The 26361-nt window shown below is 63.9% G+C and carries 20 protein-coding genes; 12 read left to right on the forward strand and 8 right to left on the reverse strand.

The window, feature by feature from the left end; all coding sequences use genetic code 11:
- Positions 1-18: 18 nt before the first annotated feature.
- The 7 genes from PI93_RS16165 to PI93_RS16195 all read left to right on the forward strand — a co-directional run bounded on the left by PI93_RS16165 (position 19) and on the right by PI93_RS16195 (position 8697).
- Complete coding sequence (locus PI93_RS16165) at positions 19-2331, forward strand: FdhF/YdeP family oxidoreductase (RefSeq protein ID WP_039374416.1); 2313 nt, start codon at positions 19-21, stop codon at positions 2329-2331.
- Positions 2324-2602, forward strand: a complete 279-nt coding sequence (locus tag PI93_RS16170; RefSeq protein ID WP_039374415.1) for a helix-turn-helix domain-containing protein — start codon at positions 2324-2326, stop codon at positions 2600-2602. Before PI93_RS16165 ends, PI93_RS16170 begins: the two co-directional genes overlap by 8 nt.
- A 151-nt stretch (positions 2603-2753) precedes the next feature.
- Positions 2754-3836: a fatty acid desaturase family protein gene (locus PI93_RS16175; RefSeq protein ID WP_080759414.1), complete on the forward strand. Its 1083-nt coding sequence runs from the start codon at positions 2754-2756 to the stop codon at positions 3834-3836.
- A 306-nt stretch (positions 3837-4142) separates the two neighbouring features.
- Entirely contained in the window at positions 4143-4421 is a 279-nt protein-coding gene (locus tag PI93_RS16180; protein ID WP_144400448.1) for a hypothetical protein, read from the forward strand.
- A complete protein-coding gene (locus tag PI93_RS16185) occupies positions 4411-4665 on the forward strand; it encodes a hypothetical protein (RefSeq protein ID WP_052240993.1) in 255 nt (84 codons plus the stop codon). Before PI93_RS16180 ends, PI93_RS16185 begins: the two co-directional genes overlap by 11 nt.
- Positions 4666-4675: 10 nt before the next feature.
- Positions 4676-6334, forward strand: a complete 1659-nt coding sequence (locus PI93_RS16190; RefSeq protein WP_052240992.1) for a PepSY-associated TM helix domain-containing protein — start codon at positions 4676-4678, stop codon at positions 6332-6334.
- 122 nt (positions 6335-6456) lie between these two features.
- Positions 6457-8697, forward strand: a complete 2241-nt coding sequence (locus PI93_RS16195; RefSeq protein WP_080759413.1) for a TonB-dependent siderophore receptor — start codon at positions 6457-6459, stop codon at positions 8695-8697.
- Positions 8698-8788: 91 nt separating this feature from the next.
- Here PI93_RS16195 and PI93_RS16200 read toward each other — a convergent pair whose 3' ends face one another.
- From PI93_RS16200 to PI93_RS16230, 7 genes are all read right to left on the reverse strand, one after another.
- A complete protein-coding gene (locus PI93_RS16200) occupies positions 8789-9559 on the reverse strand; it encodes a ferredoxin--NADP reductase (RefSeq protein ID WP_039374413.1) in 771 nt (256 codons plus the stop codon).
- A 216-nt stretch (positions 9560-9775) separates the two neighbouring features.
- Positions 9776-10807 (reverse strand): UDP-glucose 4-epimerase GalE, encoded by a 1032-nt coding sequence (gene galE / locus PI93_RS16205; RefSeq protein WP_039374412.1) that lies wholly within the window; start codon positions 10805-10807, stop codon positions 9776-9778.
- Positions 10808-10969: 162 nt separating this feature from the next.
- Positions 10970-12346, reverse strand: a complete 1377-nt coding sequence (gene pelG, locus PI93_RS16210; RefSeq protein ID WP_039374411.1) for an exopolysaccharide Pel transporter PelG — start codon at positions 12344-12346, stop codon at positions 10970-10972.
- Positions 12346-14028, reverse strand: coding sequence for a GT4 family glycosyltransferase PelF (pelF, locus tag PI93_RS16215; protein WP_080759412.1), 1683 nt, complete (start codon positions 14026-14028; stop codon positions 12346-12348). Before pelF ends, pelG begins: the two co-directional genes overlap by 1 nt.
- Positions 14029-14033: 5 nt before the next feature.
- Positions 14034-15167 (reverse strand): hypothetical protein, encoded by a 1134-nt coding sequence (locus PI93_RS16220; protein WP_052240991.1) that lies wholly within the window; start codon positions 15165-15167, stop codon positions 14034-14036.
- A complete protein-coding gene (locus PI93_RS16225) occupies positions 15160-16647 on the reverse strand; it encodes a PelD GGDEF domain-containing protein (protein ID WP_080759411.1) in 1488 nt (495 codons plus the stop codon). Before PI93_RS16225 ends, PI93_RS16220 begins: the two co-directional genes overlap by 8 nt.
- Before the next feature lie 299 nt (positions 16648-16946).
- Positions 16947-17774 (reverse strand): phosphodiesterase, encoded by an 828-nt coding sequence (locus PI93_RS16230; protein ID WP_039374409.1) that lies wholly within the window; start codon positions 17772-17774, stop codon positions 16947-16949.
- 570 nt (positions 17775-18344) lie between these two features.
- On the opposite strand from PI93_RS16230, the gene PI93_RS16235 reads away from it, so the two are divergent.
- Positions 18345-18623, forward strand: a complete 279-nt coding sequence (locus tag PI93_RS16235; protein WP_039374408.1) for an HU family DNA-binding protein — start codon at positions 18345-18347, stop codon at positions 18621-18623.
- Between the two features lie 386 nt (positions 18624-19009).
- Complete coding sequence (locus tag PI93_RS16240; protein ID WP_039376145.1) at positions 19010-20047, forward strand: CHAD domain-containing protein; 1038 nt, start codon at positions 19010-19012, stop codon at positions 20045-20047.
- A 32-nt stretch (positions 20048-20079) separates the two neighbouring features.
- Here PI93_RS16240 and PI93_RS16245 read toward each other — a convergent pair whose 3' ends face one another.
- The gene (locus PI93_RS16245; RefSeq protein WP_080759410.1) at positions 20080-22500 is read right to left on the reverse strand and encodes a heavy metal translocating P-type ATPase; all 2421 of its coding nucleotides are present in this window, start codon (positions 22498-22500) and stop codon (positions 20080-20082) included.
- A 68-nt stretch (positions 22501-22568) separates the two neighbouring features.
- On the opposite strand from PI93_RS16245, the gene PI93_RS16250 reads away from it, so the two are divergent.
- The 3 genes from PI93_RS16250 (at position 22569) to PI93_RS16260 (ending at position 26344) form a co-directional block, all read left to right on the forward strand.
- On the forward strand, positions 22569-23039 hold the full coding sequence (locus PI93_RS16250; RefSeq protein WP_039374406.1) for a Cd(II)/Pb(II)-responsive transcriptional regulator: 471 nt from the start codon (positions 22569-22571) through the stop codon (positions 23037-23039).
- A gap of 389 nt (positions 23040-23428) precedes the next feature.
- Positions 23429-24694, forward strand: coding sequence for an NAD(P)/FAD-dependent oxidoreductase (locus PI93_RS16255; RefSeq protein WP_039374405.1), 1266 nt, complete (start codon positions 23429-23431; stop codon positions 24692-24694).
- A 315-nt stretch (positions 24695-25009) separates the two neighbouring features.
- On the forward strand, positions 25010-26344 hold the full coding sequence (locus PI93_RS16260; RefSeq protein ID WP_052240990.1) for a putative bifunctional diguanylate cyclase/phosphodiesterase: 1335 nt from the start codon (positions 25010-25012) through the stop codon (positions 26342-26344).
- Positions 26345-26361 lie beyond the last annotated feature (17 nt).

A 26361-nucleotide genomic window follows, 5' to 3' on the forward strand; every position in this document is an offset into this window, starting at 1 on the left:
TTTGCCTGAACCTGCGTCATGTCTGCCCCGAAAATTGCCCCTTACGATCGTCCCGCCGGTGGTTGGGGCGCGCTCAAGAACGTCGCCATCCAACTCGTTACCCAAGGCATTCCGCTCAAGGGCGCACGCACTCTCCTCAGCGCAAACCAGCCCAGCGGATTCGACTGCCCCGGCTGCGCGTGGCCTGATCGCGAACATGCCTCAACCTTCGAGTTTTGCGAGAACGGTGCGAAGGCCGTTGCCGCCGAGGCCACCAAACGACGCGTCACCCCAGCGTTCTTTGCCGAACATAGCGTGACCGATCTGCTGACGCTGGACGATTACACGCTCGAAGGCTACGGCCGTCTCACGCATCCCATGCGCTATGACGCCGCTACCGATCGCTACCAGCCCATCGCGTGGAACGACGCCTTCGCACTGATCGGCGAACACCTGCGCGCCCTGCCCGATCCCGATCAAGCGGCGTTCTACACCTCCGGCCGCACGAGCAATGAGGCCGCGTTCCTCTATCAGCTCTTCGTCCGCCAATACGGCACCAACAATTTCCCCGACTGCTCGAACATGTGCCACGAGCCGACCAGCGTGGGACTACCGCCAGTCGTAGGACTGGGCAAAGGCACGGTGACGCTCGAAGACTTCGAACTGGCCGACACGCTGCTGCTGTTCGGTCAGAACCCCGGGACCAATCACCCGCGCATGCTCGGCGAGTTGCGCGAAGCCGCCCGGCGCGGCGCCACCATTGTGTCGGTCAATCTGCTGCACGAGCGTGGACTGGAGCGCTTCGCCGACCCGCAGAGTCCGGCCGAGATGCTGAGCATGGGAGGCACCGCGATCAGCGGGCACTACGTCACGCCCGCGAGCGGCGGCGACTTTGCCTTCGTCAAAGGTGTCATCAAACATGTGCTGGAGCGCGACGCCGAAGCGCGTCAAAACGGCGAGCCGGCGCTACTCGACGATGCCTTCATCGCAGAACACACCCACGGCTTCGAGGCCTTCGCCGCCGACGTGCGCGCCGAGCACTGGGACGATCTGGAACGGGCGTCCGGCGTTTCGCAAGCGCAGATGTGCCAGATTGCCGACGTCTATCTGCGTGGCGAGCGAGTCATCGCAACGTGGGGCATGGGCATCACTCAGCACAAACAGGCCGTGGCGACCATTCAGATGATCGTCAACCTGATGCTCCTGCGCGGCAACATCGGGCGCCCCGGCGCAGGGCTGTGCCCCGTGCGCGGGCACAGCAACGTGCAGGGCGATCGCACCGTGGGCATTAACGAAAAGCCCTCGGCCGCGTTTCTCGACCGGCTCGGCGAGGCGTTCGATTTCGCCCCTCCCCGACGCGAAGGACTCGGCGTCGTGGACACGATCTCGGCAATGCTGGCCGGGCATATCAAGGTCTTCATCGGCATGGGCGGCAACTTTGCGATGGCCACGCCCGACACGCCGCGCACGTGGGAAGGTCTGCGTCAGTGCGATCTGACCGTGCATGTGGCCACCAAGCTCAATCGCAGCCATCTCGTGCATGGACGCGATGCGCTGATCCTGCCGTGCCTCGGGCGCACCGAGATCGACATGCAGAACGGCACCGTGCAGGGCGTCACCGTCGAAGATTCGATGAGCATGGTGCACCTGTCCTACGGCATCAATCCCCCGGCGTCGGAGCATCTGCGCTCGGAGCCGGCCATCGTGGCAGGCATGGCGCAGGCCACCATGGGCCGCGCCCTCGCCGGCCACGACGACTGGCATTGGTATGTGCAAGACTACGACCGCATTCGCGATGCCATCGCTGCCACCTTCGACGACTTTGCAGATTTCAACCGCCGCGTGCGACATCCGGGCGGGTTCCGGCTGGCCGTGCCACCGTCGGAGCGTCAGTGGCTGACGGCGAATGGACGCGCCAACTTCACCACTCATCCGTTGCCGCGCGAGTTGCCCATCGACGTAGCGCGCCGTCAGGCAGGCAAGCGCAGCGCCGACGTGCTGCAACTCGCCACGATTCGCTCGCACGACCAATACAACACCACGATCTACGGCCTGAACGACCGGTATCGCGGTGTGTTCGGGCAACGCCGTGTCGTCTTCGCGAATATCGAGGATCTGGATGCGCAGGGCTTGCGGGCCGGTGAACGTGTCGACATCGTGGGCGTCTGGCACGACGGGATCGCCCGGCGGGCCGATGACTTCCTGCTCGTCGCCTACGACATTCCGCGCGGCTGCATCGCGGCGTACTACCCCGAGACCAACGGGCTGGTGCCACTCGATGCCGTTGCCGACGGCGCAGGCACCCCGACGTCGAAGTCGATCCCGGTGCTGTTGGAGCGCCGCCATGGCTGACGAGACCTCGGCCGTCGACGCGAGCCTTGCACAGGCCGAGCAGGACCTGGCTCGCCTGCTTGCAACGTTGGCCGACGGCCGCCGCGAGGGCCGCGAGTCGCTCTCGCTCGCCCGCCTGGCGAAGCGCAGCGCGTTGCCCATGAGCACGCTGCTGCGCTATCTCAGCGTGCTCACCGATGCCGGCTGGGTCTCGCTCGAAGACGGTGAGCGAGGTCTGCGCCTCGCCCGCCTCACCGAAGCGGGCGTCGCACAATGCGATAGCTTGAGATGACTTGCCGGCAAGGCATCGCAAGTAAGGCGCTGCAACACGACTGACATATTTCCATCCCGAGACGCGACTTACACTCGTCGCCACCGTGTCTGGTCATACCCTGTTTGCGTATGATGGCGCCAGCACACGGCCCTCACGTCACGGAGACCCCATGGAGAATGTCGTTGCGCGTCCGGCAGAGATCGACACCGCCACGTCCGCCGCTGTTTCTGTTACCCCGGTATCGCCTGACCATCCCGTCCCCCTGACCTCGGAGACGATGGTGTCTCCCGCCTTGTGGCGTCATGCCCGACCATCGCGCTGGAATCCCTGGCTCATTGGCCTGACGGGACTCACTGGACTCTGGCAATGGCTGGGACTCGGCTGGGCACTACGCCATTGGGGAGACGTTGCCACATGGACGCTGATCCCGGTGCTGTTGCTCACCCCGATGCACTGGGGGCTGATTCACGAGTCCATTCACGGCCAGTTGCGCCTGAACGCTCGCGCCAACGAGCGTACCGGCCGCGCCCTGTCGCTGCTGCTCGGGTTGCCGTTCGAGATCATGCGCTTCGGACACCTCATGCATCACCGATTTACGCGTCAGCCCTTCGACCGCCCCGATATTTCGGCGCTGCCCGCGAATGCGTCGGTGGCCCGTCGCGCACAAACCTGGCTCGGCTACCAGTCGCGACTGCTGGGCGGCATGTGGCTCGCGGAAGTCTTCGCCCCGGTAATCGCATGGTTGCCCGTGCGACGCCTGCCCTCGCTCGCCATGCGTGCGCTCGGCAGTGATCCGGAAGATGAGGATGTGCGTCGGCGGGTCGTCATGTTCGCGTCCGATCCGGTGCGCCGCCGCCGGATTCAGCGCGACTTTCTCGTCTTGCTCGCTGCGCTGGCCGTCGCTCTCTGGGCGTATGGCCCATGGTGGCCGGTGTTTCTCGCAACGTTCGCGGCACGCGGCGTCTGGCTATCGATCGCCGATAACCTGCCGCACTACGGCGTTGGGATGGACGAGCCCGCACGCGCACGCAACTTCCGTGCGGCAGTGCCGGCGCGCGCACTGCTACTCAACCAGCATCTGCATCGCGTGCATCACCAGTACCCGACGGCCCCCTGGCATCTGCTGCCGTCAATCGATACCGCCCAGCCGACCGCCGGACCGGAAATTCCGTATTGGCACGCCGTCTTTCGTCAGTTCGCGGGCCCCCTTCCGGCCGGCACACTGGCGACAGGCACAGCCGCCACGGCCTGATCGACGCCGCCTCGCCGACGCTCCGCCAATATCCCGCCCATGGAGAGACGACGGCGCCACTCGCGCCGTTGCCTCCTTACCACGCAACGCCGTCGTCGCCTAACGGAATTAAGTCGGACTCTTTCGGGATTTATCTGAATCATGATATAAATGCGAATCGTTTTCGTTAACGTTTGCATCTTCATCGATTTGAATAGATGACCAAAACGTTCGACGAGGACCGTTTGTGGATTGGCTTCGTCAGCCACGTCGCCCCCGGGGCGGCGTTTTTGCTTGCGCAGCGACATTTTTCAGCGATTCCCACGCATGTTGATTGCATTGGCCATTGCACTGGCATGGCTGGCAGGCGGTGCCTGCTATCTCACCTCGGAGCACCAGCGCTTGCGAGCACGGCGACTGGCGGCACAGCCCGCGCGGGCGCTATCGCTCGCGGCTGCGATCGCGAGCCTCGCTTGCTGGTGGCAAGCCGCCGGTCCCTCCGCCGGTATCGCAGCCGCGTTCATGTCACTGTGTTTCGGTTTGCTCTTCTGGCCTTACGCGGCTGGCGGCTGGCACTGGCTGCGCGGAGACGCTCATGTGGAGTAGAACCTTCGCGGGCCTCGTGCTCGGCTTCTTCGCCGCCATGGCATTGTGCGGCGCTATCGCATACATGACGCCCGCCGGCTGGCAAACGGCCGTCATCCCTGTCATTGCGCTCTTCCCGCTCGTGTGGCTCGGCCTGTTCGCCGTCGTCTTCGCGAGCCGCACCGCCACGCACGCGTGGGTCGGCCTTGGCGCCACCACCGTTGTCGCCTGGGCCGCGCTGCTGCTGGCGCGCGCCGTCTGGTAAGGATCGTCCCATGCGCGCCCAAACGCTGCGTCAATTTCTGAGTGTCCATACGTGGGCCGGCATCGTGGCCGGCTTCGCCTTGTTCATCGCCATGCTCGGCGGTGCCCTGACCGTGTTCCATCACGAAATCGAACGCTGGGAACAACCGGCCACGCGCCATGCACCGCTCTCGCTCGCGCAAACGGAACAGCTCGCCGAGATGGTTCGTGCGAAATATCCGGCGGCACGTGCGCAGATGGGCGTGGTGCTGCCCAATCACTCGCCCACGCCCTTCGCTTACTGGCAAGCGCCCAGCGGCGAATGGATGCAGGCCAGACTGGGCCTGAGTGCCGACGGTGGCGCCCCGTCGCTGGTCATCGGCGACGCCCGCCCCGGGCTGTCGAGCACGATCAACGCCCTGCACTACTCGCTGTCGATCCCGACCTATGGCCTGTATCTGATGGGGGTGGTGTCGCTGTTCTATGGCATGGCGCTGATCTCCGGCGTGATCGTGCACTTGCCGCGCGTCACGCGCGACATCTTCGCGCTGCGCCCAGGGCGCAATCTCAAGCGCTTCTGGCAAGACGCCCACAACGCCATCGGCGTATTGAGTCTGCCGTTTCACATCGTATTTGCCCTCACTGGCGCGTTGTTGTGCCTGAGCCTGCCGCTGATGATGGCGTTCAACGTCGTGACGTTCGAGAGCAAGCTGATGTCGCAGATCCCGCAGGTGACCGGCGCGGTGCCCGCCAAGATCGCCCCGGTGGATGGCAAACCGCTCGACTTGCGGGCCGTACTGGCACGCGCCGAGCAGGCCGCGCCCGACATGGAGGCGACCGCTATCGCCTGGACCGGCTACGGCAAGCCCGATGCGGTGGCTGAAGTCTACGGCGAGGCCAACGACTCGCTGGGCGTGTTTGCTGCGGTGGCCGTGCGCCTGAACGATGGCGAGATCGTCGGCCAGCATAGCCCGGGCCTGCGCGACGCCAACCACGCCGTGATGAGCATGATCTATGGCGCGCACTTCGGTAACTTCGCGGGCGACGTCATGCGTTGGGTGTACTTCGTACTCGGGTTGATGGGGGCCGTGCTGGTCTATAGCGGCAACCTGCTCTGGCTCGAGTCTCGTCGCAAGCGCAATGCAGCCATTCAGCCCGCCAATCTGCGCTGGATGGCGAAAGCCACGGCCGGTGTGTTCCTCGGCACCTGCCTCGGAATCGCTGTGGCCTTCGTCGGCGCCGTTGTGGCGCCCGGCACGACAGCGCTATCGATTTTCGTCGCGACGCTCGCCATCTCGGTCGGCTTTGCGGCACTCACGGCACCGGCCGTGGCCGCTACGGGACTGCTGGTCGCGACAGCCCTCACCTGCCTGACGATTCCGGCAGTCGATGCCGTGCTCACGCCGGACAATCTCGTGCATTCGCTCGCGTCGGGCGATTGGGTACTCGCCGGCGTCGATCTGATCGCCATCGTCGGGGCCGTGATCTTCGCGCTATTCGCGCGCGCAACATGGCGACGCGCCCGCCACGGCGATCCGTACAGCGTCTGGGCACACCCTGCTGCGGCCGAGGGCCGGATGTCACGCGGCATCGACACGTCGCGTACCCCGCAGCGCACTGCTGTTGCTCGTCAAGACAGCCCCAACGAAAACCCAGCGCTGCCCGAGCAGCCGGACCCGGCACAAACCTGACTGGCTTCGCAGGCGCCCTCCGGCGCCTGCAACAGCCCGTTTGCCCGTCCCCACATAAGAAGACCGTTTTCAAGACGTAACCGTCGGCACACGACGCATCACCAACAGGGAGATTCACACCGATGTTGCACCACCGCCCGCTCGCAGGGCGCGGTTTCGCTCGCACACGCGCCGCGCATGATCTGACAGCCTACCCCGCTTCGCCACTCTCACCGTCCTCGATGTCACGCGCCGTGGCCGGCGTGTTCGCCATTTGCGCCGCGTCGCTGACGCTGGCTTCGGGCAGCGCCCATGCCCAGCAGACGCCGGATACGCAACCGTCCGTGAACGCGTCGCAGGGCACGGCCGCCTTGCCCGCCACGACGGTGTCCGCCGGGCGCGACGACGACATCAAGGTCGAGCGTGTGTCGAGCGGCGCACTGGGTACGCGACGCGCCGTCGATACGCCGTTCTCGGTCGTCGCCGTGAACAGCGAGCAGATCAAGAACCAGATGGCCCAGACCGCGACGGACGCATTCAAGTACGACCCGGCCGTCACCACGCTCTCGGAAAACAAGCGTAACGAGAACTCGTATTTCGCCGTGCGCGGCATGCGCGTCGACATGCTCGACGGCACCAAAGTCGATGGTCAGAATTTCGTCTCATGGCAGGCGGACATTCCGCTCGAACCGTTCGAACAGGTGGAACTGCTCAAGGGACTGTCCGGCTTCATGTACGGTTTCGGCGCGCCCGGCGGGATCGTGAATTACGTGCTCAAACGACCGACGGACGAGCCGCTGCGTCAGTTCTCGGTAGGCTATGAAGCCAGCAATGTGTGGAGCGAAAAACTCGATCTCGGCGGACGCTTCGGTCCCGACGATCGCTTCGGCTACCGCCTCAATCTCGTCAACGAAGAAGGCAACACCGCCGAGCCGAACAACCACGTGCGTCGCAAGACGATCTCGTTCGCAACCGACTTTCGCATCACACCCGACCTTACATGGACAGCGGACGTGGCGTACTGGAAACGGCAGACGACCGGCACGCTGTTTGGCATGAGCTTCGCCGGTGCGGGTGCCGTGCCCGACGCGAACAAGGTCGCCCGTAATCTCGCCCAGCCGTTCACGTATTACGAAACCGATTCCCTCACGGCCGGCACGTCGCTCGATTACCGCATCAATGACCAGTGGAAAGCGAACTTCAAGTATCGCTTCGCCCGCCAGAATCGCCTGAACGGCGACAGCTTCCTGTCTGTGCTCAACGCGGCAGGCGACTACGCCGACACGCAGTACAAGTGGAAAACCGCCTATTACTATCAGGCCTGGGACGCCATGTTGCAGGGCAAATTCACCACCGGCCCGCTCAAGCACGACGTGGTGTTCGGCGTGGCCTACCAGAGTCAGGTCAAGCTCAACGACAATGGCGACGGCGGCAATGGGATTTCGCTCGGCACGAGCAACATCTACAACCCGTCGCTGTTGCCGAATCAGGACGTCGGACTGGACTATCAGCCGTATCGCAGCGAGAAAATCTCGCAGCGCGCGATCTATGTCAGCGACACCGTTGGCATCACCTCACGCATCTCGTTGCTGGCCGGCCTGCGCTACACCCAGTTCAACGATGATCTGTACGACATCTCTGGACAAACGAGCACGTCCTACCGCGCGAAACCTGTCTCGCCGACCGTCGCATTGATGTACAAGACGGACAACGACTCGACGGCCTATGTCAGCTACGTCGAATCGCTGGAACCGGGCGGCTCGGCAAGCATCACGAACGTCAACTTCCCGCAGACCTTCGGGCCGCTCACCAGCAAGCAGTACGAGGTGGGCTGGAAGGCCGACAAACAGACGTGGGGCGCGAATCTTGCGCTGTTCCGCGTCGAGCGCGGTTATGGCTACACCAATCAGGCGAACTACTACGTGCAGGACGGCACGCAGCGCTTCCAGGGGCTGGATGCGAGCGGTTGGGTGCGTCTCGCGCATGACTGGCGTCTGATGGGCGGCGTGCTGTTGCTCAACACGAAGGCGGTGGACGTCGACGACCCGAGCGTGGCGGGCAAGCGCATTTTCGCCGCGCCGCGGTATGTCGTGACCGGACGCGTCGAATATGACACCCCGTTCGTGCGCGGCCTGACCCTCGCCGCAGGCGTCAAGGTCACCGGCCAACAGGAAGTCGATGCAGCCAACACGTTGTCGATCCCGGCATACACCACCATCGATCTGTCGGCCAAGTACGCGACGCGTGTCGCCGGCAGGTCGGTCGTCTTGCGCGCCGCCATCAACAACCTGACGGACAAGCACTACTGGACGACGACGTACAACGGCTTCGTGCTACCGGGCTCGACCCGCACGTTCCTTGCCAGCGCAACGATGGACTTCTGATCGGCGCGTTGACATCGCCATGAAAAAGGCCGCTCGATTGAGCGGCCTTTTCCTTGTCGTGCTTGCCGTGCCGGCTTAAGACGGCAATCGCTTAGCCCACAAACGCGCGCTCAACGAGGTAGTGCCCCGGTGCGTGGTTGTGACCTTCGACGAAACCGCGCTTTTCCAGCAACTCGCGGGTGTCCTTGAGCATGGCCGGGCTACCGCACAGCATGATGCGATCGTTCTCCGGGCTGAATTCCGGCAGACCGATGTCGGTGAACATCTTGCCCGACTCGACCAGTTCCGTGATGCGGCCCTGATTCTCGAACTCTTCACGCGTGACCGTCGGGTAGTAGATCAGCTTGTCGCGGATGTACTCGCCCAGGTACTCGTGCTCCGGCAGATGCTGCGTGATCAGGTCGCGGTAGGCCAGTTCGCTCGCGAAACGGCAGCCGTGCACCAGAATGATGTGTTCGTAGCGATCGTAGACTTCCGGGTCGCGGATGATGCTCATGAACGGTGCGAGTCCCGTGCCCGTCGACAGCAGATACAGATTCTTGCCCGGCAGGAGGTTGTCGTTGATGAGCGTGCCGGTCGGCTTGCGGCCAACGATGACCTTGTCGCCCGGCTTCAAATGCTGCAGACGCGAGGTCAGCGGGCCGTCCTGCACCTTGATGCTCAGGAACTCCAGCTCTTCCTCGTAATTCGCGCTGGCCATGCTGTAGGCACGCAGCAGCGGTTTGCCTTCCACTTCCAGCCCGATCATCGTGAACTGGCCATTGACGTAACGGAACGACGCGTCGCGAGTGGTCTTGAAGCTGAACAACGTATCAGTCCAGTGGTGGACTTCCAGCACAGTCTGTTGATTCTGAGTACTCATAGTGGCTTGACGTTAGACGAAGGGCGGCGGCGCGGCACTTCGGCGGGGCAAACGGCCCGGACGCCTGAAACACCTACGCGAGCCCACCTTAATGGCCCGATGCCCGGACTCCAGGCGCATCAGGTACACGCACTTTCAGTTTTGGGCGGGAAAACCCGATTATTTTACCCCAATTGGGAATTGCTTTCATTTGTCCGCTGAAGGGCCGCAGGGCGATCAGCGCGACGATTGATATCCATCAGGGTTTTGGTGCTGCCAACGCCAGTGATCGGCGCACATACGCGCCAAGTCGTACTCGGCGCGCCAGCCCAGCAAGGCCTGTGCACGCGACGCATTGGCGTAAGACGCCCCCACGTCGCCCGAACGGCGGTCGACGATCTCATACGGCACCTTGCGCCCGCTGGCAGCCTCGAATGCCTGCACGACCTCAAGCACGCTGTGCCCTCGCCCGGTCCCCAGATTGACGGTGAAACCCGCGTCCAGCGTGTGCAGGCCCGCCAGCGCCGCCAAATGGCCGCGCGCCAGATCCACCACATGGATGTAATCGCGCACGCCCGTGCCATCGGGGGTCGGCCAGTCGCCGCCGTAGACCTTGAGCTTCGGCAGCTTGCCCACGGCAACCTGCGCAACGTAGGGCATCAGGTTGTTGGGCACACCGCCCGGGTCCTCGCCGATCAGCCCGCTGTCATGCGCGCCCACCGGATTGAAGTAACGCAACACCCCGACACGCCAGCGCAAATCGGATTTCACCGTATCGGCGAGGATCTGCTCCGCCATCAGCTTGGTGTGGCCATACGGATTGGCCGTCGAGAGCGATGCCGTTTCATCGATCGGCACCGATGTCTGATAGCCATACACGGCGGCGGACGAACTGAACACGAGATGCCGCACGTCGTGGCGATCCATTGCCTCAATCAGCGTGAGCAGACTACCGAGATTGTTACGGTAATAGAGAGACGGCTTATCGAGCGATTCGCCAATGGACTTCAATGCGGCAAAGTGGATCACGCCATCGATTTCATGACGGGCGAAGACATCGTCCATGACGCTCGGCGAACAGACATCGCCTTCGACGAATATGGGCGCACGACCGGCAATACGCTCGATGCGAGCCACCGCGTCGGGGTGACTGTTACAAAGGTTATCGACGATAACGACGTCGTAGCCGCCCGCCAGAAGCTCGACACACGTATGCGAGCCGATGTAGCCGGCCCCACCGGTGACAAGAATAGTGCCCAGATTGTTCATGAAAATGCCTTAGCAACGCCCGTGTGGCGCCGTTGCGCCCCCGGTACCCCACGGGTCGGGCCGCACGCCCCCACGTGTGAGACCCGCGATATTACTCCAGCCGCCGCTCAGGCGCCAACGGGATGCGGGGTCACTCGCGCCACGTCTCTCCCCTTCGGTGGATTATCCCCGCTGCCCCATGTAGGTGTCGTATTCGAGCGCCGCGAGCCGGCGGGCCAGCCGGTGTGCGCCGAGCCCCAGCACGCACAGCAGAGCAAGCGCGAACCCATAGCCGTACAGGGCGGGCCCGTATTGCAAGCTGCCCCACGTGAACGCGGCGTTGAGCACCACCAGCAACGAGGTGAGCATCAGCACGTCGCGGCGCCGATCCAGATAGAACAACACATTGAGCACGCCGAGCAACAGCACTTGCAGCCCGGCGGCAACGACATCGACGCGAAGCAATGCCTGCCATGCTTCGGGCACACCCACGAGCCTCAGCATGTCGTCGCCGAACGCGAAGACGAGCAGCGTTACGACGGCCTGCACCTTGAGGATCTCGTAGAGCCCCGTGCGCACCGCGCGCACCATCAATACCCGCGACGTCGAGATCTGGCGCAACGTGCCGCCATGCCGCACGGCGTCGAAAAAACCGGCATAGGCTTCGGCAAAATCCGTCTCGATACGCAGCAGAAACACCGCCATGCCCGGAATGACGCAAAGGTACGACAGGAACACCGGCAGATCGTAGATGGGCGCGGCGCGCAACGGCCCGATGATCGTCATGCCGGTCGCGGGCGACGCCCAGAAGATCAGCTTGTCGATCCACACACCCAGACCGAAGCACACGCCGACGCCGACCAACGAGAGCCGCAGATTGCGCGGCACGAAGACCGACCACGACAGCCAGATGTTCGTGCGGTAATTGCGCACCACGATGGCCGTGAGTCCCAGCAGCAGGCATGTGTGACCGATCACGAAGCCGCCCAGCAAGCCCGCGAGCCCAAACCGGCCCAACAGCACGGCGCTGACCACGCAAAGGCTGTAGCCCGCGCAGAACACGCCGAGAATCGCCCGATACTGCTTCACGCTCGTGAGAAACAGCACCACGATCCACAGATTGCCGAGTAGTACGAAGCCGATCCACATCAGCCAGCGATACGCCAACGGCAGCGTCGAAAAAAGCGTCTCGGACAATACGAGACCTACAGCCCCGAGCACGACGGTGGTCACCAGCGTCACCGCATTGAACGACGGCATCACGGCTTGCGTATCGCCAGCAAACAGCCGGTCGCTCAGATAACGGGTGAACGCGAGTTGAATGAGGCCCGTGGCAATGACGCTCGAGGCAATCAGATACGTGACCGAGACCTGAAATTGCGTGAGTACCTCGTGCGGTTGGACGTTGGTCAGACTCATGAGCCCGACGAGCACCACGCCGACCATCGACAGCACCAGCGGCCCGGCGCTGATGATCCCCGCGTAGCTGTACGCCGCGAAAGTGCCTGACAGCGAGTCGCTGCGCAGCAGGCGACGCAACTCGAAACCGATCCCCGCCATCAGTCATCCCCTCCGTCCATCCAACGCCGGTACAGCGTGCGATACGCGTCGCGCATGGCGTCTAGCCGGTAATGACGCTCGACACGCGCAATGCCCGCGCGGCTCGCCGCATGCCAGGCGTCGGGCTCCAGCACGTCGACGATGGCCGCGGCCAGTGCCTCCGGGTCGGCCATCGGCACGATGCGCCCCGAGCAGCCAAGCGCGCGATCCTCTGCGCCGTCTCCGTCGATCAGTTGACGACAGGCGCCGACATCCGTCGCCACGACCGGCACCCCTGCTGCCGCCGCTTCGAGCATGACCAGCGGCAAGGCTTCGGACACGGACGACAACGCCAACACGCCGATGTGCGGCAACACCGATTCAATCTCGCGGTATCCCATGAATTGCACCTGATACTCCATACCGAGACTCGCCGCCAGGTCGCGGCATTCCTGCGCATATCCCGCGTCTTCGGAATCCGGTCCGACGATCCAGCCCTGCAAGTCCGGTCGCTCGCGGTAGGCGATGAAGATGGCGCGCAGAAACGTCTTGATGTCCTTGACAGGCACCACACGTCCCACCAGCGCCACGACCGCAGGGATGTCCGAGCGATCCGTCTGAGCGTCGGTTTCGCGCCGATCCGCACGCAACGCGGCAAAGCGCGCGATGTCCACGCCGTTAGCGATGCAGCGCGTCTTGTGCACGGGGGCGCCGTCGCTCACCTGACGCAGACGGTTGCCCTCATACAGCGAGACGATCTCGTTCGCCGTGTCGTAGCAGACCCGGCCGATGGCCTCAAAAAAACGCATCCACAGCGTCTGAAAATAGCCCACCCGCGAGATGTCGCGCTCGAACGGACCGCGATTGTCACGCAGCCACTCGCTTTGCAACAGGTCGAGCTTGCGCTCCTTCGTGTAGCTGCCGTGTTCGGTCACCAGCAACGGCCGGCCGGTACTCATGCGTAACATCGCCCCCAGCAGCCCGGCATATCCCGTCGAAACCGTGTGATACATGCGGGCCGGCGGCAAGGTGCCTGCGATGCCTGCGAGTTGCCAGATCGGCTTGTGCATCGCGCGTATCGTCCAGAAGTAATCGGTAAACGACGGGTCGTGGCAGAAGCGCTCGTAACGCTGCGTGATGAAATCCCAGGCACGTTCGCTATGGAGAAATTCCGGCTGCGCCAGCGCCCGGCCGTCGCGCAGCATCGGCAGAATTCGCGACAGCATGGCGTGAAGATCGTCGACGCTCGTGTCGTCGCCCGCGGCCTCACGTCCCCCGTGTCGTTCATGCCGTTGACGGAAAAGATCGTGCATCCGGGCAATCTGCGCGAAGGCTTCCGGGTCGCCAGAGCCCCGCCGCGTCTGCCCCTGGCTCACGGTGGCCCTCACCGGGGTGTCGGCGATTTCGTACAGGAAGTGCGCCTCAAAGTGAACGACGTTCGCTGGCATCGGATAGCGCGGCGCGCCGTAGTCGTCGCGACGACTACCGATGAACACCACCGAGAAGGTCAACTCGGGAAAAGCGCGAATGAGCAGATCGACCCACGACGACACCCCGCCCTGTACATACGGGAACGTGCCTTCGAGGAGAAGCGCGATGTCAGCGACGTCTGCCGGCGACGCCGCCTCGCCGACAGGCAGTGGCGAAGGCTGCGGTAGCGGCGATTGCGAATCCAGAGGATCGCCGGGCGTGCGCTTGGACATGGCGGCTACCGAGTCCAGAAGCGCACAGCAGGCTGCACCGCCGGCGAGGCTGCCGCGCCTTTGGCGCCCGTCGCGCTCGAACCCAGCCCACCGAGCAGTTGCGACACCCGGTCGTAACGACGCTTCTGAAACGCCGCCTCCGCGAGCCAGGGCAACAGGCGTTCCGTCGGAAAACTGTGGAACTGGGCGTGACGCAGGTACATCTCCGCCACGTCTGGCGTCTCGCGCAGCAACGCGCAACGACCGAGGAGATACCACATCGAGGCGTCGTCTTCGTGTTGCTCCAGCGTGTCGCGCGCGAACTGTTCGACGCGCGCCAATGTGAAGCGCAACACTTCGCCACGCACCAGATTCTGATAAATCAACTCCCAGTAAAGCTGCGCCAAGCAACGGCACGCATGAGCGCGCTCGTCTTCGTCCTGCGCTGCGGCGTGCCGCTCACGCATGGCGTAAATCTGCTGCATGATGCGCTTCTCCATCCCGTCGAGAATGCCGTATGCCAGCAGACGGACTTCCTCCACCGGGTCGGCCAGCAGGTCACGCGCGATTTCACTCGTGACGCGCGATGGCAGCGCCTGCACCGAAATCAACGCCGCCACACGGTCGTCGCGCTCGCCGCGTAGATTGCGCAGCCGCGCCCGCAGCCGCATTCCGGCACCATGCCGCACGCGCGCCACGAGATGCGAGATGAAGCCCGGGGGCGTTACCCGGCCAGCCGCCTGCGCCTCGCGCGGCGGGGGAAACAGATAGCCAAGCAAAAGCAAGGCCAGTACGACGCACAGACCTGCGCAGGGCAGGAAGAAGGTGATAAGCGCGATATGCCAGAACGCACTATGCCGGGCGCGATAGCCGACCGGCAGCACGCAAGACACAAACCCGCCCGCCAGTAGCGCCGCCATGGCTTGCCAGGCCAGCACCGCCCCCATCGATACCCGCGGCACGCCGCCGTCCGCGAGCGCTGCCTGCCAGACCTCGCTTTGAATCACGAGGTGCAGTGCCTGTACCTGCGCCGCCACCGCCAGGACAGCCAGCCCCAACGCGAATGCCCGTTGCAACAAACGCAGGCCGCTGCCGACAGGGCGCTGACGTCGCCGCCGTCCGGTCGTCATGCGCTCGCCTTGCGAGGTGCGCTCAGGCATGGTCGACGCAGCGCTCCATCAGTTTGAGCAGTCCGTCGCCGGGCGCATCGGCATCCACATGCGCCGTATGCACCGCGATGTGACCGCTCTGGAAATCGACGTCGTACTGTTGACGCAAGAGTGTCTCGACGCGCAACAGATAGCCATCGATCCCGTGTTCGTCGGTAATCGGCATCAAGGCGATAGCGATCTGCCGACGCGGTGTGCCGATGGTCCACAGCGCATCGAGCGCCCTGCGCTGACGCACCGTTTGTTCGAACAGCGAGTCGCCTCGCGCACCGCGTGGGAACGCCAGCGCAACCAGCGAAGACTCGATGCCGCTTGCGCGTTTGAGCCGCGCCAGACGGCCCAGCTCGAGCGCGAAATCGTAAGGCGCTTGCGGTACCGACTCGCGCACACTGGCCACCAATGGCTGATGCGCCACTCCATCGGCGTAGTAGGCAAGCAGGACCAGCAGCAATTGCAGATTGTCGTGATTGAGCGCGAGGAACGGCATGCGACGTACGATCAGCACACTGACCAACGTGCCATCGCTATCGAGCAACGGCGCGCAGGCGAGATAGGGGCTGGTGTCGCCGGCGGGGTCGTCAGCGCGCACATGCGCGAGCGTCCCCTCCTGAAGACAATGCTGGACCAGCGGATCGTCCGCATCGGGCTCGAAGCCCTCGCCGACCCGGGCAATGGGCGTGGTGACGAGCCGTCCCGCGCGCACCGGGAATAACGAGGCGACTTCGATCTGGCACGTCAGTGAGGCGAATTCGAGCATTGGCTGCGCATTCGGCAGCCCGCCCGCGTGCCCATGCACGTCCCCGGCCCGCCGCACCGTCAGATCGCGCAAACGCGTCAACGCATCACGCAACGTCACCGGGCGCGCCAGCAAATCGCGCTCAAGCCGTTCGTGCGAGACCCGCAGGAGATAGTGGTTGTGCGTGATGGCGACGAGCCGGTCGCTGAAATACGCATTGATGCCCTGCGCCCGATTGGCCCGGTGAGACCAGATGTCGCAGAAATGCCCGGCAATCAGGACCACCGTCATGCCGCCGGCAAAGTGCACCATCGGGAACGGTCCGCCCGCCGGTGCACACAGCGCGTACCAGGCGGCCACGAGCACCAGTCCGCTCGCCGTTCCCGCCAGCGCCCCGTATCGCAATGCAGCGATGAGTGACGTGAGCCATAACCACGGGAACTGCGTGTAAAGCAGTAACGGATCGTCCGGACGCAACCGCCAGGCGACGAGCACCGCAAGCGCCGTGCCGCCCAGCACTTCCAGCATGGCAAACGGACGTGCGATGGCTGGCGCAATCCAGCGCCCCCACCGCCCGAGATTGCCGAGCGGCTGCGAGCTGCGCACGCGTGCCGGCGACTGGGCATTGCGTGCCGGTTCGGCTTCGTTGGGCGTAGCGGCGGTCACGTGGTGTTCGCGGAAATTGAGATCAATCGGGGGCGCACGCGCGGCATCGATGGCTTCGCGTTTTCGCATACCATCGAAATGCCCAGCGCGGAACGTGGGCGTTCGCGCAAGCGCTGCGCGATGGCGGTTCGCATGATTCCCCGTTAACGGAATGTGCCCTGCCAGGCGTCTTCGGCCGGGGCCCTGCGCGACGGATCGGCAGTTCTCGTGGCAATACCCGTCGCTCCCGTCCCGCGATACTTCCCCGTCGGGACGGCCTGTGACTGCAGATCCGAACTGATCTCTTATGTTTGATGGGATTGCACTTTACACACGCTCAGTCCTACTTTCGTCCCCATTTTTTCGCGCCGCACATCCGCATGAATCCTTCAGGAGACCGATTCACCGTCGAACGAATACGGGCCGTCGTGTGGGCCGACATACGCCAAATGCGTGCGCACGCCCGCCCCCGGTTCCCACAGGTGCAACGCGAAGCCCGGCGGCTCCAGCGTGATCGATCCCGGTGCACCGGGCGCGAGTCCAAGCGTGATCTGATGCGCCGTCGACACACAGGTGCTTGCCATGATGCCCGGCGCCCCTTGCACGCTCGCCTGGATGCTGCGATGCAGATGACCACAGATCACTCGCTCAACGTGACGATAGCGTGACGTCACACGCGCGAAACCTGCCCGACCCTGCGCCGTCAGGCCGTACCCATCCATGAATTCGATGCCGGTGTCGAACGGCGGATGATGCATGGCGATGATCGTTGGACGTCCCTCGCACGCATGCAGTTGTTCATCGAGCCATGCGAGTCGCGTCTCGCACAAATGACCGCCGGCGTTCGGTGGGTCCTGCGTGTCGAGCGCGAGCACGGTAAGCGGCCCCAGATCGACGCGGTACTGCACAAACTCGCTGGCCGTATGGAGATAGGCATGCTCCGGAAATGCAGCACGCACCCCCTCTCGGTGATCGTGATTTCCCACGACCAGATACACCGGAATTGCGAGCGCCGTCAGGCACTCGCGAAGTACTTCGTATTCCGAAAAATGTGGCGTATCGACGAGGTCGCCGGTCGCGATGACCGCATCAGGCCTCGGTGTCCAGCGATTGATGGTCGCAATCGCACGGCGCAAGGCTTGCGCGGTATCGACGCGACCGCAGGCAAGCCAGCCGGGGCGCGTAATGTGAAGGTCCGTAATCTGACAAAGCAGCATGAAAGCGATTCCTCAAAAGCGTCCGGCGGTGCGGCCCGTTCACCGCTATTCGAGTGTAGGACGCACGCAGCGGCGCGTGATCTATCGTGCGGCGCTACGCTAGTTAAGTCAGATGACACGCCAATGAATTCCAGGCAATCCAGATACGGCAACCGCCATGCCAACCAAAAGTCGGCCCGCTACGCAACCCCTAAAACGTTAGGGAAACCTCCAAAGCCCGCCCAGCAAGGGATTGCGAGCGACGGTGACCGGAGATGCCCGCAGTTACCGGGCTTTTACCATCAAGAACAAGAAAGTACGCGACATAGCACAACAAAATCGCCGCAAACCGTTGTCAGGACTGGCCCTCAGCCCGCCGATGGCTCTATAATGCGGCTGCCCGGCCAGTGCCGGCGCCCTCTCGATACGTGACGAGGCGAATCTTCGGATTGCGTTTGCATAACGTGCCGAGAAGGCGATACTCTGGCGTGCGCCGCGTGCCTTATGGCGCGGATACAACACCGACACTCGCCAAATGGCGGAAGTGTTAGAGTTGTCGCCGGTATTCACCACCTCTCAAGGGAAACACACATGAACAAACAGGAACTGATCGACGCCGTCGCTGGCGAAACGGGTGCAAGCAAGGCTCAAACCAGCGAAACTCTCGACGCCGTGCTTGAGGCGGTCAAGAAAGCCGTCGCCAAGGGTGACACGGTTCAGTTGATCGGCTTCGGCTCATTCGGCTCGGGTAAGCGCGCTGAGCGTACCGGCCGCAACCCGAAGACGGGCGAAGCGATCAAGATCGCAGCTGCCAAGACCGTGAAGTTCACGGCTGGCAAGGCGTTCAAGGACGCCGTGAACAAGCGGTAACACCAGTTGCGCGCAGGCCGGCCTCCGTGCCGGCCTATCTTTTTGCCTGCATGGCTGCCTTGCGGCATGTGGCATTGGATAAGCGTCACATCATCCTCTCGCGAGGACCACGACTGATGTGATGTTGCGCGCCTCGCGGGTGTCCTGCACACCGAACTTCGGAGACAGGCGCCCGCGACAGCAGCACCCTGCCCGGCCTTCGCGTCGACGCTGCCTGCCAATGCATTTCGGCAATCCCCCTCCCATACCCCGCCGTACCCCTCGTTACGCCCCCACCGTTTCGGCTCATACAACCGACAGGCTTTCGTAAATCGCGTTGCATCGTGCCCCGCGTCATCGGGTCGCCCCCCATTTTTTCCCGGCTCATTTCCCAAAGCATCTATGCTATGTTGCGTGACATGACACGCGCGACGACAGCGGCCATCGCCGCCTCCGGAGAGGTTTCGCCCGCGACCGCTTCAGCCGACGCGGACGCTATCGTGCCGCTCGACGCCGCCGATATGCGGCGCATGTCCGCAGCGCATTTGCTGGTCACGCTGGCTTCACTCCCGCTGAGACAGTGGCCGTCATTGCCGCACGAGCCAGCGAGCGACGCGCGCGGCGCGGCCTTCGATCCGGAAGCCATTCATCAGTTGCGCATTGCAACGCGACGATTGCGCGCGCTGATCAACGTCTTTTCACCCTGGCTCAAGCCCCGCTGGCATCGTCGACTCAAGGCGGAATTGCGCTGGCTCGGCCATACGATGGGCCCCGCGCGCGATGCCGACGTGTTAGCGACAACGACCCTGCCGGCACTACGCACGGAACATCCCGATATCGACTGGCCCGCCATTGACGCCCACGTGGCGACACTGCGCAGCGACGCCCGCGCGCATGCCGCCGAGGCGCTGGCCAGCGAACGTCAACGGGCCTTGCATGCGTTGCTGTTGAAGGCGTTTGGTATCGGAGAGAACGGCCGCGCCGAACGACAGGCCGCCAAGGCATTGCGACGCCCCTCGCGCACACCGGGGAAGCGGCCGCGCGCGTTGGCAAAGCACGCTCGTAACGTGCTCCGGGCTCGCTACATTTCGCTATTTCCGGATTGCCGCCAGTTGGCGATGCTCGACACCGAGCAGTTGCACGCGTTGCGCGTGAAGATCAAGAAGGCCCGCTACAGCGCCGAAGCATTGACGCCATGGCTGCGCAAATCGGTCCGCCTGCCCTACCAGGACACCCTGCACGCAGCACAGTCCCTGCTGGGGCACCTTAACGATGCCGTTGTGGCCCAGCGCGTCTTCGAGGACGCGCCGATCTCGGCCGCGCAGCGCGACGTTCTGATCGGACGCCTCGACACGATTATCGTGAACGCCACCAGTCGCGCCGCCCACGTGGTTTGCCAGTTACCCGACGCGCATACCCTCGAGCGCGGCATGCGCAAGGGCTGAGCCGCACACGGCGGGCATCAGATCGTTCCCCCTCATGCGACCTTTGCCCTCAGCAGGCGCATACCGTTGGCAATCACCAGCAGGCTGGCGCCCACGTCGGCGAACACTGCCATCCACAGCGACGCCAGCCCTGCAATGGCCAGCGCAAAGAACACCGCCTTGATAGCGAGCGCCACGGCGATGTTCTGCTTGAGCACGGTCGCCGAGCGCCTGGACAACGCGAGAAACGCCGGCAGCTTGCGAAGATCGTCGTCCATCAACGTGACGTCGGCCGTCTCGAGCGCGCTATCGGTACCGGTCACCCCCATCGCGAAACCGACGTCTGCCGCCGCCAGTGCCGGCGCGTCGTTGATCCCGTCGCCAACCATGCCGACGTGCCCGAATGTCTCGCGCAACGCGCAGACCGCCTGCCATTTGTCTTCCGGCAGCATTTCTGCACGCACTTCGGTCACCCCCGCCTGCTCGCCGATCACCTGCGCAGTGGCGCGGTTGTCGCCCGTCAGCATGACGGTGCGAACGCCCATTTGCGTCAAGCGCGCGACCGCTTCGCGGCTTTCCTCTCGCAACGTATCCGCTACGGCAAGCACCGCAAGCGCCTGCGTTTCACTGGCCAGCACGATGGCCGTGCGAGCCTGCGCTTCGAGACGCGCCAATTCTGCTTCCACGCGGGCGTTACACACGCCAAGCGATTCGATCAGACGGTGATTGCCGAGGTAGTACAACGTTTGGCCCACGCGCCCCTTCACGCCGATGCCAACGAGCGCCTCGAAGTCCGTCACCGGCGGGAGGGCACCCAGACCTGCCTGGGTATAGCCGTCGACAACCGCGCGCGCAATCGGATGTGTTGTCTGCGCATCGAGTGCGGCGGCGAGCGTCAATGCTTCGTCATGCGACGTTTCGCCCAGCGGCACCACATCGGTCAAGCGCGGCTCGCCGCGGGTGAGCGTGCCTGTCTTGTCGACGGCCACCGTCCTGATCAGACGGCCACTCTCCAGAAATGCGCCCCCCTTGATCAGGATGCCGGCACGCGCCGCTGCCGTCAGACCGCTCACGACCGTCACCGGCGTCGATATCACCAGCGCACACGGACAAGCGATCACCAGCATCACAAGCGCCTTGTAGATCCATGGCGACCAGGCCAGACCGAAAGCCAGCGGCGGTACAAGCGCGACGAGCAGTGCGCAGAGCACGACGACCGGCGTGTAGATACGCGAAAATTTATCGACGAAGCGCTGCGTCGGCGAACGTTGCTGCTGCGCCGTCTCGACGATGCGCACGATCCGCGCGAGCGTCGTATCGCCCGGCACAACGCTCGTGCGATACACGATGAGACCGCTCTCGTTGATGCTGCCCGCATAGACGTCGTCGCCCACCGTCTTGTCGACGGGTACGCTCTCCCCCGTAATCGAGGCTTGATTCAGTGCAGAACTGCCTTGCTCGATCACGCCGTCGATGGCAATGCGCTCGCCCGGACGCGCACGCACGCGCGCCCCGATCGACAGCGACGCCGCAGGCACATCCGCCCACGAGCCATCCGCCTGTTCGACCGATGCCTGATCCGGTGCCAGACGCATCAACGCTTCTACGGCGCGCCGCGCCCGCGTAAGCGACGCCGCTTCCAGCTTTTCCGAAAGCGCAAAGAGAACGATCACCATGGCGGCTTCCGGCCACTGACCGATGCACATCGCACCGATCACGGCCAGCGACATCAGGAAATGGATGTTCAGCGTGAAGTGCCGTAACGCGATCCAGCCCTTCTTGAGGGTCGGCAGACCGCACGCCAGAATGGCGACGACAACCATGGCACCGACCCACGGGCTGTGCTCGGGCACCCCCGACCACACCGCGACCTCGCTTGCCGCTGCCAGTACACCGCCCGCGGCCAGACGCAGGACGTCGCGTCCGTGGTTCGCGGGCGGTGGCGCCGAGTTCGCGCTGTCGGCGACGAGCGGCACCGGCGTCATGCCCAGCTTGCGCAGTGTGTCGGCGACCATCGCCCCATGCTGCGTGACATCGGAGGTCGAGGCGTTTTCGTCGAAGACGACCGTCAGTTCGCGCTTGAGAAGATTGAAATACAGCGCGTCGACGCCGGGTCGGCGCTCGAGTTGATCGCGGATGAGGCGCTCCTCCGTCGGACAGTCCATCTGATCGATGCGGAATCGGGCTTGCGGCGCGCCCGTCGATGGGATCGGCGCCGCGGGCGTCAAAATGGTGTCACCTGCGCAACAGGACGATCCCTCATGCCGATGCACCGCGCCGGACGCCCGGGATGCCGCATGATCGTGCGAGTGCCCATGTTCGTGGTCGCGCCCGTGGCGATGGTCATGTGAATGATCGTGCTGATGCCCCTGATCGTGACGATGCGCATGAACCGGGGCTTCCCCGTGGTCATGCGCCTTGCGATCGGCCGCTGCCGAGCCCGCCAGACGTGCCGACTCCGAGGGGTTGGACATGTGAACTCCTGATTGTCTGATCCGTGTTACCCTGCATTCAAAACCCTGTAGTGACTACGGAGTCAAGCATGAAAATCGGCGAATTGGCCCGAGCAGCGGGCACCGATGTCGAAACCATCCGCTATTACGAGCGCGCGGGCCTGCTGTCGGCGCCGCCGCGGACCGACGCCGGCTATCGCACCTACGGCCACGACCATCTGGAAGCACTGCGCTTCATCCGCCATTGCCGCTCGCTCGATATGCCCCTCGCGGATGCAAAGCGACTGAGCGAACTCGCCCACGACACGAGCGTGACGTGTGAAGACGCCAACCAACTGATCGAAGCGCATCTCGCCCGTGTGCACTCGCGAATTCATGAGTTGCAGGCGCTCGAACAGCAACTGCTGCACCTTCAGGCGCAATGCCGGAGCCGTCACGAAACCAGTGATTGCGGCATTCTGCGAGCCCTCATGCAGGGCGCGCACGGCGAAGCCTGCGCTTGCCATACCGATACCGATCCCATCGAAGTCGCCTGCGATCACGAACATCTGCATACATAGACCGAAAGAGCGTCACCCCATCGGTGACGCGTTCCCCGCCGGTCTTGTCGGCGCTCTCGTCGCACTGGTCGCAGCTCGTCGCTTCATGCGGCGCGCGCCAGCCTCCCCCTTCGTCAGACAGCGCACATCGCCCGCACCGAGCGGCGCACGACCGTCGCGTGCCTTTCAAACGCTTTCGCCATGGTATTGCGCTGAACGCCGCAATGATTGTGATGAATGCCGTATTCCCCGCAAAAGCAGGGGCAAATCAGCATAGTTTCTATACAATGTCCCGCACGCGGCGCACCAGTAGCCAATCGTTCGCATGAACCGCCATGGCGTGCCGCGCAGGAAGTGCGCATCGATATGTCGCAATCCGTTCCAATTTTTGTTCATTTGTCGGAGACCTTATGTCCAGCGATGTATCCGCTACGCCAACACCCGCGACGGAGCGCAACGCCGACATTGTGATCATGGGGGCTGGCGCGGCAGGAATTTCCGTCGCCGCCAGCTTGCGCCGCCGCCGTCCCTCGCTCTCGATCACAATCGTGGACCCGGCGGACACGCACTACTATCAGCCGGCATGGACGCTCGTTGGCGCGGGCGAGTTCGATGCCGCGCGCACCGCGCGCCCGATGGCGAGCGTCATCCCCGACGGGGTGAACTGGATCCAGGCGGCAGTGACGGCATTTGCCCCGGACCATCAGCAAATCCTGCTCTCGGACGGCCGCCGTCTCGGCTACCGTTACCTCATCGTGGCGCCGGGCCTTCAACTGAATTGGGAAGCCATCGACGGCCTGACCGAAACGCTCGGCCGCAACGGTGTCACGTCCAACTATCGCTTCGACCTCGCTCCCTATACCTGGTCGCTGGTGCGTGAATTCAAGGGCGGCAATGCGCTATTCACGCAGCCGCCGATGCCGATCAAATGTGCGGGGGCACCGCAAAAGGCGATGTATCTGTCGGCCGACACGTGGCGTCAGCATGGTGTGCTGGACAAAACGACAATCGAGTTTCATCTCGTAGCGCCAGCGCTGTTCGGCGTGAAGGATTACATCCCGGCACTCATGGAGTACGTGAAGCGCTATCGCATCTCGCTCAATCACCTCTCGCATTTGCGCGCGGTCGATGGCGAACGGCGCGTTGCCCGTTTCGAAATTTTCGACGCCGACGGTCAGTCGCAATTCGTCGACAAGCCGTTCGACTTCCTGCATGTCGTACCGCCCCAAAGCGCCCCGGACGTGTTGCGCGCCAGCCCGCTCGCCGATGCCGCCGGCTGGTGCGACGTGGATCCGGCGACGCTGCGCCACGCACGCTATGCCAATGTGTTCGGCTTGGGCGATGCCATCTCTGCGCCAAACGCCAAGACCGCTGCCGCTGCCCGCAAACAGGCGGTCGTTGTCGCGGAAAACCTGCTGGCCGCCATGGACGGCCGCCCGCTCGCGTTGCACTACGACGGCTATGGCGCTTGCCCACTCACGGTGGAACACGGCAAGATCGTGCTTGCCGAATTTGGTTACGGCGGCAAGCTGCTGCCCACCTTCCCCATCGACGGCACCCATGCGAACCGTTTTGCATGGGTATTGAAAAAGTACGTGCTGCCAAAGGTCTATTGGGATTTCATGCTTCGCGGACGAGAATGGCTGGCGCAACCCAAGCGTGCCAGCCATAGGTGAAACCCGGACTCAATTTTCAATGACGGGTGCCGTTAACGGTCAAAGGACCCGGTTTCGCGACCGGGCACGAGCTTCTAGTCGGGCCACGCCTTGCGCGCGGTCTGCCTGATAGCGAGGGATGCGGTGCCCCGGCCGGCGCACCCTGCCCGCCCCTCGCGTGACGGCCGACACATTTACGCGTCTTATGCTGAACATGATTCAAGGGTTTTCTGGCGGCACGACCTGTTCGACGCGTGGGCTTCCTCTGTCTGCAGGCATGACACGCGGCAATGACAAACGTTCAACCGTCCGCGTGACGACTGCCCGTCTGCCGAGATGAACGATACCAACGCGCTTCGACGACAAGTTGTCCTTGCCGATCTGCTGCTGGATCGCCAGCGGCTGTTGCGCGCCCTCAGCCTGGAGTTGCGCACCCCGAGTCCGCCCGGCAGCCACAGTGCGCTGGTGGTCCTGCACGTGGGGCGCGGTCAGCGCAAGGCAAGCAGTCAGGCCGCCATCTCGGACGCCGACCTGCTAGCCACCGTTGCGTTTCGCATCGGTTCGCGCATTCGCCGTCGCGACCTGATCGGGCGCGTCTCCGATCAGCAGATCGGCATCTTGCTGCGTGACCTCGGCAGCCGCGAAGCCGCCTCGCAGATCACCCGCCGCTTCATCCGTGCCGGCGAATCGCCCGTGCCTTGCGGGAATGGTTTGCTCTATCCGATTCTCTCGGCAGGGGTCACGCATCTACCGCAGGTGCCGGTCTGGCCCGCCACCTTGCTCGAACATACGTCCGACGTCGCCGATCAGGCGATTCGGGAAAGTGCGTCGCGGTTTCTGGTGACGGAAGCGCCGTCAGCCCCCACCGAGGGCATCACGCCGCCGGACGAAGCCGGCAACGAGCACTACTGGCGTAACGCCATCGGACGCGCTCTGTCGGGATCGGAATTCCGTCTGCATTACCAGCCGCAGATCGACATGCGCACGCACCGCCTGACCGGACTCGAAGCCCTGATTCGCTGGCAGCGCGACGACGAGTTGATCATGCCGGGAGAATTCATCCCGGCCGCCGAACGCTGCGACGTCATCGGCCCCATCGGCGACTGGACCCTGCACGAAGCTTGCCGTCAACTCGATCAATGGCATACGGACGGCGAAGAGTATCCGCGTGTGGCCGTGAATCTGTCTGCACAGCAGATGCGCGTGCAGACGCTGGAGACCGTCCGTTACGCGCTTAAGCATCACCGCGTGCCGCCCGACAAGCTTGAGATCGAGATTACCGAATCGTCGCTGATCTCGCACCTCGACGAAGCGGCCACGCTGATGAACGAACTCGTCGCGATGGGTGTGCGCCTGTCGCTCGACGACTTCGGCACCGGCTACTCCAGTTTCGTGCGCCTCAAACGCTGGCCGTTCGGCACCGTCAAGATCGACTACCAGTTCGTGGCGGGTGTATTGCTTGGCGGCTACGATACGGAACTGATTCGCGCCATCATCGCCATCGCCCGCAAGCTCGAAATCGAGACCGTTGCGGAAGGTGTCGAGACCAGCGCCCAACGCGACGCACTCGCATCGCTGGGCTGTCACGCCTGGCAGGGGTATCATTGCACGCGTCCCTTGCCGCCCGGGCACATCGAGACCTTCATTCGCGACTGGCACGGGCGCCTGTAAACGCGTCTGCAACTGCC

It is taken from the genome of Pandoraea fibrosis (assembly GCF_000807775.2).
Lineage (GTDB): Bacteria > Pseudomonadota > Gammaproteobacteria > Burkholderiales > Burkholderiaceae > Pandoraea > Pandoraea fibrosis.

Bases quoted from the DNA above. Each gene is read 5' to 3' on its own strand.
- pelF (WP_080759412.1), bottom strand. From the start codon at position 14,028: ATGTCCAAGCGCACGCCCGGCGATCCTCTGGATTCGCAATCGCCGCTA.
- PI93_RS16235 (WP_039374408.1), top strand. From the start codon at position 18,345: ATGAACAAACAGGAACTGATCGACGCCGTCGCTGGCGAAACGGGTGCA.
- PI93_RS16230 (WP_039374409.1), bottom strand. From the start codon at position 17,774: ATGCTGCTTTGTCAGATTACGGACCTTCACATTACGCGCCCCGGCTGG.
- PI93_RS16190 (WP_052240992.1), top strand. From the start codon at position 4,676: ATGCGCGCCCAAACGCTGCGTCAATTTCTGAGTGTCCATACGTGGGCC.
- PI93_RS16165 (WP_039374416.1), top strand. From the start codon at position 19: ATGTCTGCCCCGAAAATTGCCCCTTACGATCGTCCCGCCGGTGGTTGG.
- PI93_RS16220 (WP_052240991.1), bottom strand. From the start codon at position 15,167: ATGCCTGAGCGCACCTCGCAAGGCGAGCGCATGACGACCGGACGGCGG.
- galE (WP_039374412.1), bottom strand. From the start codon at position 10,807: ATGAACAATCTGGGCACTATTCTTGTCACCGGTGGGGCCGGCTACATC.
- PI93_RS16250 (WP_039374406.1), top strand. From the start codon at position 22,569: ATGAAAATCGGCGAATTGGCCCGAGCAGCGGGCACCGATGTCGAAACC.
- PI93_RS16200 (WP_039374413.1), bottom strand. From the start codon at position 9,559: ATGAGTACTCAGAATCAACAGACTGTGCTGGAAGTCCACCACTGGACT.
- PI93_RS16255 (WP_039374405.1), top strand. From the start codon at position 23,429: ATGTCCAGCGATGTATCCGCTACGCCAACACCCGCGACGGAGCGCAAC.
- PI93_RS16185 (WP_052240993.1), top strand. From the start codon at position 4,411: ATGTGGAGTAGAACCTTCGCGGGCCTCGTGCTCGGCTTCTTCGCCGCC.
- PI93_RS16245 (WP_080759410.1), bottom strand. From the start codon at position 22,500: ATGTCCAACCCCTCGGAGTCGGCACGTCTGGCGGGCTCGGCAGCGGCC.
- PI93_RS16225 (WP_080759411.1), bottom strand. From the start codon at position 16,647: ATGCGAAAACGCGAAGCCATCGATGCCGCGCGTGCGCCCCCGATTGAT.
- PI93_RS16195 (WP_080759413.1), top strand. From the start codon at position 6,457: ATGTTGCACCACCGCCCGCTCGCAGGGCGCGGTTTCGCTCGCACACGC.
- PI93_RS16180 (WP_144400448.1), top strand. From the start codon at position 4,143: ATGTTGATTGCATTGGCCATTGCACTGGCATGGCTGGCAGGCGGTGCC.
- pelG (WP_039374411.1), bottom strand. From the start codon at position 12,346: ATGGCGGGGATCGGTTTCGAGTTGCGTCGCCTGCTGCGCAGCGACTCG.
- PI93_RS16170 (WP_039374415.1), top strand. From the start codon at position 2,324: ATGGCTGACGAGACCTCGGCCGTCGACGCGAGCCTTGCACAGGCCGAG.
- PI93_RS16240 (WP_039376145.1), top strand. From the start codon at position 19,010: ATGTTGCGTGACATGACACGCGCGACGACAGCGGCCATCGCCGCCTCC.
- PI93_RS16260 (WP_052240990.1), top strand. From the start codon at position 25,010: ATGAACGATACCAACGCGCTTCGACGACAAGTTGTCCTTGCCGATCTG.
- PI93_RS16175 (WP_080759414.1), top strand. From the start codon at position 2,754: ATGGAGAATGTCGTTGCGCGTCCGGCAGAGATCGACACCGCCACGTCC.